Raw genomic sequence first — 6,570 nt, 5'->3', positions numbered from 1 at the left:
TTGGCAAATTTCTAAGAGCGGTGGTGTGGGGAGTGAAAGGAAAAATTCTCTGCCCCGCCGGTTGCCAAAATCCTGTTGCCCGGATTACTAAGGCAAAAGAAATTTTGAAAAATCCCCGTCCAGCGGGTAGCTGGCGGCCTTTGAAATGTATCTTTAGCGGAAAGGGAAAAAGCCGCAGCCAGCGGGCAGCAAAGCCCCGTTCCGGCGTCATATTGGCGAAAGGAAAAAAGGCCGCCCACAGCGGGCCGCAAGCCCTGTCCTGTCCGTTCTATGTACGGAAAAACCAGACAGGGGCAGTCTGCGGCAGTCTTAGAGCAAGTTTCTACCACGGTGCCAAAATCCGCAATTCTGCGGTTTTGTCCCTCGCGGGAAACTTGTTGGGGAGTGCCTTCCCCAAACCCTGCTATGGCGGCTTGCGCCGCAAAAAGATTTCCGTTCGGCAGGCCGTTTTTTTGCGAGAACTGCCCCGGAAATACCTAACAGACCAGCCTATTTTTTGTGATAAGTGAAAGGAGGTTTACAGCCCATGCCGAAGCGATACAACACGCCCCACCGCAGCCGCGTTGTGAAAACCCGGCTGTCCGAAGATGAATACGCCGACTTCACAGCGCGGCTTGCGCCCTATGGTATCAGCCAGTCCGAATTTCTCCGGCAGGCGATACGGCGCACCGCCATACGCCCAATTATCCATGTGTCGGCGGTCAATGACGAGCTGCTTTCCGCTGTCGGGAAACTCACAGCCGAGTACGGCAGGATCGGCGGCAACCTCAACCAGATTGCCCGGTATCTGAACGAGTACGGCGTACCCTACAATGCGCTGTCCGGCGAGGTACGCGCCGCCATAGCCGACCTTGCCGCCCTCAAGTATGAAATCTTACAGAAAGTAGGTGACGCGGTTGGCAACACTCAAGCATATCAACTCTAAAAACGCCGACTACGGAGCCGCCGAACAATACCTGCTTTTTGAGCATGACGAGTTTACCATGAAGCCCGTCCTTGATGAAACCGGCAGGCTTATCCCCCGCGAGGACTACCGGCTGTCCACGCTGAACTGCGGCGGGGAGGATTTTGCCGTTGCCTGTATGCGGGCAAATCTCCGCTATGAGAAAAACCAACGGCGGGAAGATGTGAAAAGTCACCACTATATCATCAGCTTTGACCCACGGGACGGCCCGGACAACGGCCTGACCGTAGACCGGGCGCAGGAATTGGGCGAGAAGTTTTGCGCCGAGCATTTCCCCGGCCACCAAGCCCTTGTATGCACCCACCCGGACGGGCATAACCACAGCGGCAATATCCATGTGCATATCGTTATCAATTCGCTGCGGATAGAGGAAGTCCCGTTCCTGCCCTACATGGACAGGCCAGCCGACACGAAAGCCGGGTGCAAGCACCGCTGTACCGACGCGGCCTTGCGCTACTTCAAGTCCGAAGTCATGGAGATGTGCCACCGGGAGGGGCTTTACCAAATCGACCTCTTGAACGGCAGCAAGAACCGCGTCACAGACCGGGAGTATTGGGCGCAGAAAAAGGGACAGGCCGCGCTGGACAAGCAGAACGCCCCCATGATTGCAGGCGGTATCACGCCCCGGCAGACCAAGTTTGAAACGAACAAAGAGAAGCTGCGGCAGACCATACGCGCCGCGCTGTCTGCGGCGGCCTCATTCGAGGATTTTTCCTCTCTGCTGCTGCGGGAGGGCGTGACCGTCAAGGAGAGCCGGGGGCGGCTTAGTTACCTCACGCCGGACAGGACAAAGCCCATTTCCGCCCGCAAGCTGGGCGACGATTTTGACCGCGCCGCTGTCCTTGCCGTTTTGGAGCAGAACGCCGCCAGAGCCGCAGAAAAGGCCGCGGCTATATCCAGCACCCCGCCCTCTATCCAAGACCAACTGCGGGCAGACAGAGCCGCCCGAACCGCCCCGAATGTGCAGCGGCTTGTGGACATTGAGCAGAAGAAAGCCGAGGGGAAAGGCCGGGGCTATGAACGCTGGGCGACCATGCACAACCTCAAACAGATGGCCGCGACGCTGAATGTGTATCAGGAATACGGCTTCACTTCCCCGGAGCAGTTAGAAGCCGCCGTTGATACCGCCTATCAGGAAATGCGCCAGACCAGCGGCGAACTGAAAGCACTGGAAACGAAGCTGCAAGGGAAAAAGGAATTGCAGCGACAGGTGCTGGCCTACGCCAAGACCAAACCCGTCCGCGACGGCCTGAAAGCGCAGAAATCCCCCAAAGCCCGCGAAGCATACCGGCAGGCGCATGAGAGCGATTTTATCATAGCCGACGCAGCCGCCCGGTATTTCAAGGCACATGGCATTACCAGGCTGCCCGCCCGGAAAGCGTTGCAGGACGAGATCGAGCAGCTTGTTTCCAAGAAATCCGGCCTGTATAACACCTATCACGCACAGAAACAGCGGTTTAAGGAGTTGCAGACCGTCAAGCGGAACATCGACCAGATTTTGCGCCGGGAGGAACCCCGCCGCAGAAAGGAGCAGAGCCATGAGCGATAACCTGCCCCGCATGGACTACCGCCAGCACCGGCGGGCGCGGCGGCTGGTGCATGAGTGCTGTAACTACGACGAGGGGAACTGCCTGCTGTTGGACGACGGGGAGCCTTGCGTATGCGTCCAGAGCATTTCCTTTTCCCTCATGTGCCGCTGGTTCCGTGTGGCTGTCCTGCCCCTTGACGGGGAGCTGGCCGCAGCCCTCTTGTACCGGGGGAGCCGGAAACGGTGCGCCGTCTGCGGCGCGGCCTTTGTCCCCAAATCCAACCGGGGAAAATACTGCCCCGGCTGCGCCGGACGCATGAAGAAAATCAAAGCCGCCGAGCGAAAGCAGAAACAAAGGCAGAAATGTCACGCTTTAGAGCCTTTCAAACCCGCATAAATCAAGGCTTTTTTCGTGGGTGTCAAAGGGTACGCGATACATTTATCCTTTTCCCCCGGAAACAGCGTTCTAAATGCGTACAAACCGTCAAAATCAACCCGAACACAGGGAGGTGATCCTATCGCTGATTATATCATGGCAGACACGAAGCTGCCCGCCTATCTGCCCTATCCCCGTTTCCTGCTGAAAATGGAGATTTCCCAGACCGCCAAGCTGCTCTATGCGCTGCTGTTAGACCGCTCCACCCTCTCCCAGAAGAACAAGTGGCAGGACGGCGAGGGCAGGATTTATATTATCTATCCCATCGCGGAGATAGCCGAAATACTGGATAAAGGCAGCACCACCATAAAGGGGGCGCTGAATGAACTGGACATGGCGGGGCTGCTGGAACGGGAACGGGGCGGCTTCTCCGCACCGAACCGACTGTATGTGAAAGTGCCGCGTGTGCCACAGGTACAGTTTTCCGACCAACTGATGGCCGGAAAACCGACCCTCATAGAGCCGGAAAACCGACCAACTGATGGTCAGAAAACCGACCTTATGATGGTCGGAAAACCGTCCCCTAACCAAACTACTATAAACAACCTTACAGAGAACCAAACAAAGGGAGTGAGTGGGGAGCCGCCCGCGCCCTATGGCCGATACCAGAATATTTTTCTGTCACAGACCGAATACGACGAGTTGCAGGCAGAGTACCCCGACAGGCTGGAACGGTTCATCGAGGAAATGAGCCGCTACCTTGCCGCCAGCGGGAAAAGCTACCAGAACTATGCCGCCGCCCTTCGGATATGGGCGGGGAACGACAAAAAGGGCGCCCCGAAAAAGGGCATCCCTGACTACTCATGCAAGGAGGGCGAGAGTTTATGAAGAACGAAATCAACGCTGTTTTGGAGAATATGACGACTGCCACCCCGGAGCCGGAGGACTACACCGGCGAGGACGGTTTACTGTACTGCGGCAGGTGCCGCAAGCCGAAAGAAGCCTATTTTGCGCCGGATAAGGCCGCTATCTTTGGCCGCGACCGCCACCCGGCAGAGTGCGACTGCCAGAGAGCCGCCCGCGAGGAACGGGAGGCCGCCGAGAAGCGGCGCAGGCACTTTGACACCGTGGAGGAACTGAAACGCCGGGGCTTTACCGACCCCACCATGCGGGACTGGACTTTTGAGAACGACAACGGCAGGAACCCGCAGGCCGGGATTGCCCGCCGGTATGTGGAACACTGGGAGGATATGCGAGCCGACAATATCGGCTGCCTGTTCTGGGGCGGCGTGGGAACCGGGAAAAGCTACCTTGCGGGCTGTATCGCAAACGCCCTTATGGAGAAAGAAATCCCCGTCCACATGACGAATTTTGCCCTTATCCTCAACGACCTTGCCGCCAGCTTTGAGAACCGCAACGAGTACATTTCCCGCCTTTGCCGCTATCCGCTGCTTATCATTGACGACTTCGGCATGGAGCGCGGCACCGAGTACGGGCTGGAACAGGTTTTCAATGTGATTGACAGCCGTTACCGCAGCGGCAAGCCGCTGATCGTCACGACCAACCTCACGCTGGACGACCTGCGGAACCCGGAGGACACCGCCCATTCCCGGATTTATGACCGCCTGCTTTCCATGTGCGTCCCGGTACGCTTTACCGGCGACAACTTCCGGCAGGAAGCCGCGCAGCGGAAAATGGAGAGCATGAAGAAACTGATTACCGACTGAAAGGAGTATTGCCTATGACAGATAACAAGCAGCACGACACCCGCACCGCCCGCCGCCCCGACTGCGTGACGGAAATCCGCATGGGCAATTCCGTCCTTGTCGTGTCCGGCTATTTCAAGAAAGACACTACCACCACCGCCGCCGACAAAATGGCGCGGGTACTGGAAGCGGAAGCCGCTGCTACACAAAAACCGGCAATTTGACAAACCATAAAGAAGCAGATTTTACACTTTTGCCGCTATACAGCCCCCGCTATTCCGTGGTACAATAAAGCTACGGAATAGTGGGGCTGGCTGTCGGAAACGGAGGATTTTATGTTAAGACAAGCCACCCAAAACCTCATTACCGCCCTTTATCCGAGATTGTCCCATGAGGACGAATTGCAAGGTGAGAGTAATTCCATATCGAACCAAAAAAGGATACTCGAAGCCTTTGCAAAACAGAATGGCTTTACCAACCTGCGCTGGTACACCGACGACGGCTTTTCCGGCGCGAACTTCCAGCGCCCCGGTTTTCAAGCCATGCTTGCAGACATTGAAGCCGGGAAAGTGGGTACGGTCATCGTCAAGGACATGAGCCGGTTAGGGCGAAACTACTTGCAGGTAGGGTTTTACACGGAAATGCTGTTCCCTCAAAAGGGAGTGCGTTTTATCGCTGTCAACGACAATGTGGACAGCGCAAACGGCGGCATGGACAACGATTTTACCCCTCTGCGAAATCTGTTCAACGAATGGCTGGTGAGAGATACGAGCAAGAAAATCAAAGCAGTAAAACGAGCAAAAGGCATGAGCGGCAAGCCCGTTACCAGCAAGCCGGTCTATGGCTATCTCATGGACGAGGACGAGAACTATCTCGTTGACGAGGAAACCGCGCCGGTTGTCCAGCAGATATACCAGCTTTGCCTTGCCGGGAATGGCCCGACCAAGATTGCCCGTATGCTTACGGAGCAGCAAATCCCTACGCCGGGAACGCTGGAATACCGCAGGACGGGCAGCACCCGCCGCTACCACCCCGGCTATGAGTGCAAATGGGCGACGAACACCGTTGTTCATATCCTCGAAAACCGGGAGTACACCGGCTGTCTGGTAAACTTCAAGACGGAGAAGCCCTCTTACAAGGTCAAGCACAGTGTAGAGAACCCCGTAGAGAAGCAGGCCATTTTTGAGAACCACCATGAGCCTATCATAGACCGGGAAACATGGGAGCGCGTGCAGGAGTTACGCAAGCAGCGCAAACGCCCGAACCGCTATGATGAAGTGGGGCTGTTCTCCGGTATGCTGTTCTGCGCCGACTGCGGTCATGTGATGTACCAGCAGCGGTATCAGAACAAGAACCGCAAGCAGGACTGTTACATCTGCGGCAGCTACAAGAAGCGCACCCGCGACTGTACGGCGCACTTTATCCGCACCGACCTGTTGACCGCCGGTGTCCTCTCCAATCTCCGGCAAGTGACCGAATACGCCGCCAAGCACGAGAGCCGCTTTGTGAAGCTGCTTATCCAGCAGAACGAGATCGGCGGCAAGAGAAAGACCGCCGCAGCCACCAAGCAGCTTGAACAGGCGCAGGAGCGCATTGCCGAAGTGAGCCGCATTATCAAGCGGCTGTATGAGGACAATGTGAACGGCAAAATCAGCGACGAGCGTTTCATGGAACTGTCGGCAGACTATGAGCAGGAACAGCGGGAACTGAAAGACCGCGCCGCCGCTTTGCAGGCCGAACTGGACAAGTCGCAGGCCGCCACCGTCAACGCGGAAAAGTTTATGGGTATCGTCCGAAAGCACCTTGCCTTTGAGGAACTTACCCCCACCCTCTTGCGGGAAATGATTGAGAAAATCGTCGTGCATGAGTGTAGCTATGACGAGAACGGCACCCGCAGGCAGGACATTGAGATTTATTACAGCTTTGTCGGCAAGATTGACTTGCCCGAAGCCTAACGCCCGACCTATCCGACACAATGGCCAAGTGCCGGATAGGA

8 protein-coding genes are annotated in these 6,570 nt (G+C 56.6%); all 8 read left to right on the top strand.

The genetic code is table 11. The features are described 5' to 3' along the window. On the top strand, positions 1 to 509 hold a 509-nt coding region (locus tag JCM17207_RS05165; protein WP_444979636.1), incomplete at its 5' end, for a hypothetical protein. A gap of 17 nt (positions 510 to 526) precedes the next feature. Then, on the top strand, positions 527 to 925 hold the full coding sequence (locus JCM17207_RS05160) for a plasmid mobilization protein (protein ID WP_002578912.1): 399 nt from the start codon (positions 527 to 529) through the stop codon (positions 923 to 925). Next, a complete protein-coding gene (locus tag JCM17207_RS05155; RefSeq protein ID WP_002571015.1) occupies positions 897 to 2,513 on the top strand; it encodes a relaxase/mobilization nuclease domain-containing protein in 1,617 nt (538 codons plus the stop codon). Before JCM17207_RS05160 ends, JCM17207_RS05155 begins: the two co-directional genes overlap by 29 nt. Beyond that, the gene (locus JCM17207_RS05150; protein WP_002571014.1) at positions 2,503 to 2,889 is read left to right on the top strand and encodes a cysteine-rich VLP domain-containing protein; all 387 of its coding nucleotides are present in this window, start codon (positions 2,503 to 2,505) and stop codon (positions 2,887 to 2,889) included. The genes JCM17207_RS05155 and JCM17207_RS05150 overlap by 11 nt, the downstream gene beginning before the upstream one ends. Positions 2,890 to 2,904: 15 nt before the next feature. After that, positions 2,905 to 3,756, top strand: coding sequence for a replication initiator protein A (locus JCM17207_RS05145; protein ID WP_002571013.1), 852 nt, complete (start codon positions 2,905 to 2,907; stop codon positions 3,754 to 3,756). Next, the gene (locus JCM17207_RS05140) at positions 3,753 to 4,595 is read left to right on the top strand and encodes an ATP-binding protein (protein WP_002571012.1); all 843 of its coding nucleotides are present in this window, start codon (positions 3,753 to 3,755) and stop codon (positions 4,593 to 4,595) included. Before JCM17207_RS05145 ends, JCM17207_RS05140 begins: the two co-directional genes overlap by 4 nt. Before the next feature lie 14 nt (positions 4,596 to 4,609). Beyond that, positions 4,610 to 4,798 carry a transposon-encoded TnpW family protein gene (locus JCM17207_RS05135; protein ID WP_002571011.1) on the top strand — a complete coding sequence of 63 codons (189 nt, stop codon included), beginning with the start codon at positions 4,610 to 4,612 and terminating at the stop codon, positions 4,796 to 4,798. A 111-nt stretch (positions 4,799 to 4,909) separates the two neighbouring features. Continuing rightward, a complete protein-coding gene (locus JCM17207_RS05130; protein ID WP_002571010.1) occupies positions 4,910 to 6,529 on the top strand; it encodes a recombinase family protein in 1,620 nt (539 codons plus the stop codon). The last annotated feature ends 41 nt before the right edge of the window (positions 6,530 to 6,570 follow it).

Origin of the sequence: Faecalibacterium gallinarum, assembly GCF_022180365.1 — a bacterium.
GTDB lineage: Bacteria > Bacillota > Clostridia > Oscillospirales > Ruminococcaceae > Faecalibacterium > Faecalibacterium gallinarum.
This window is presented reverse-complemented; position numbering and strand designations above follow the sequence as displayed.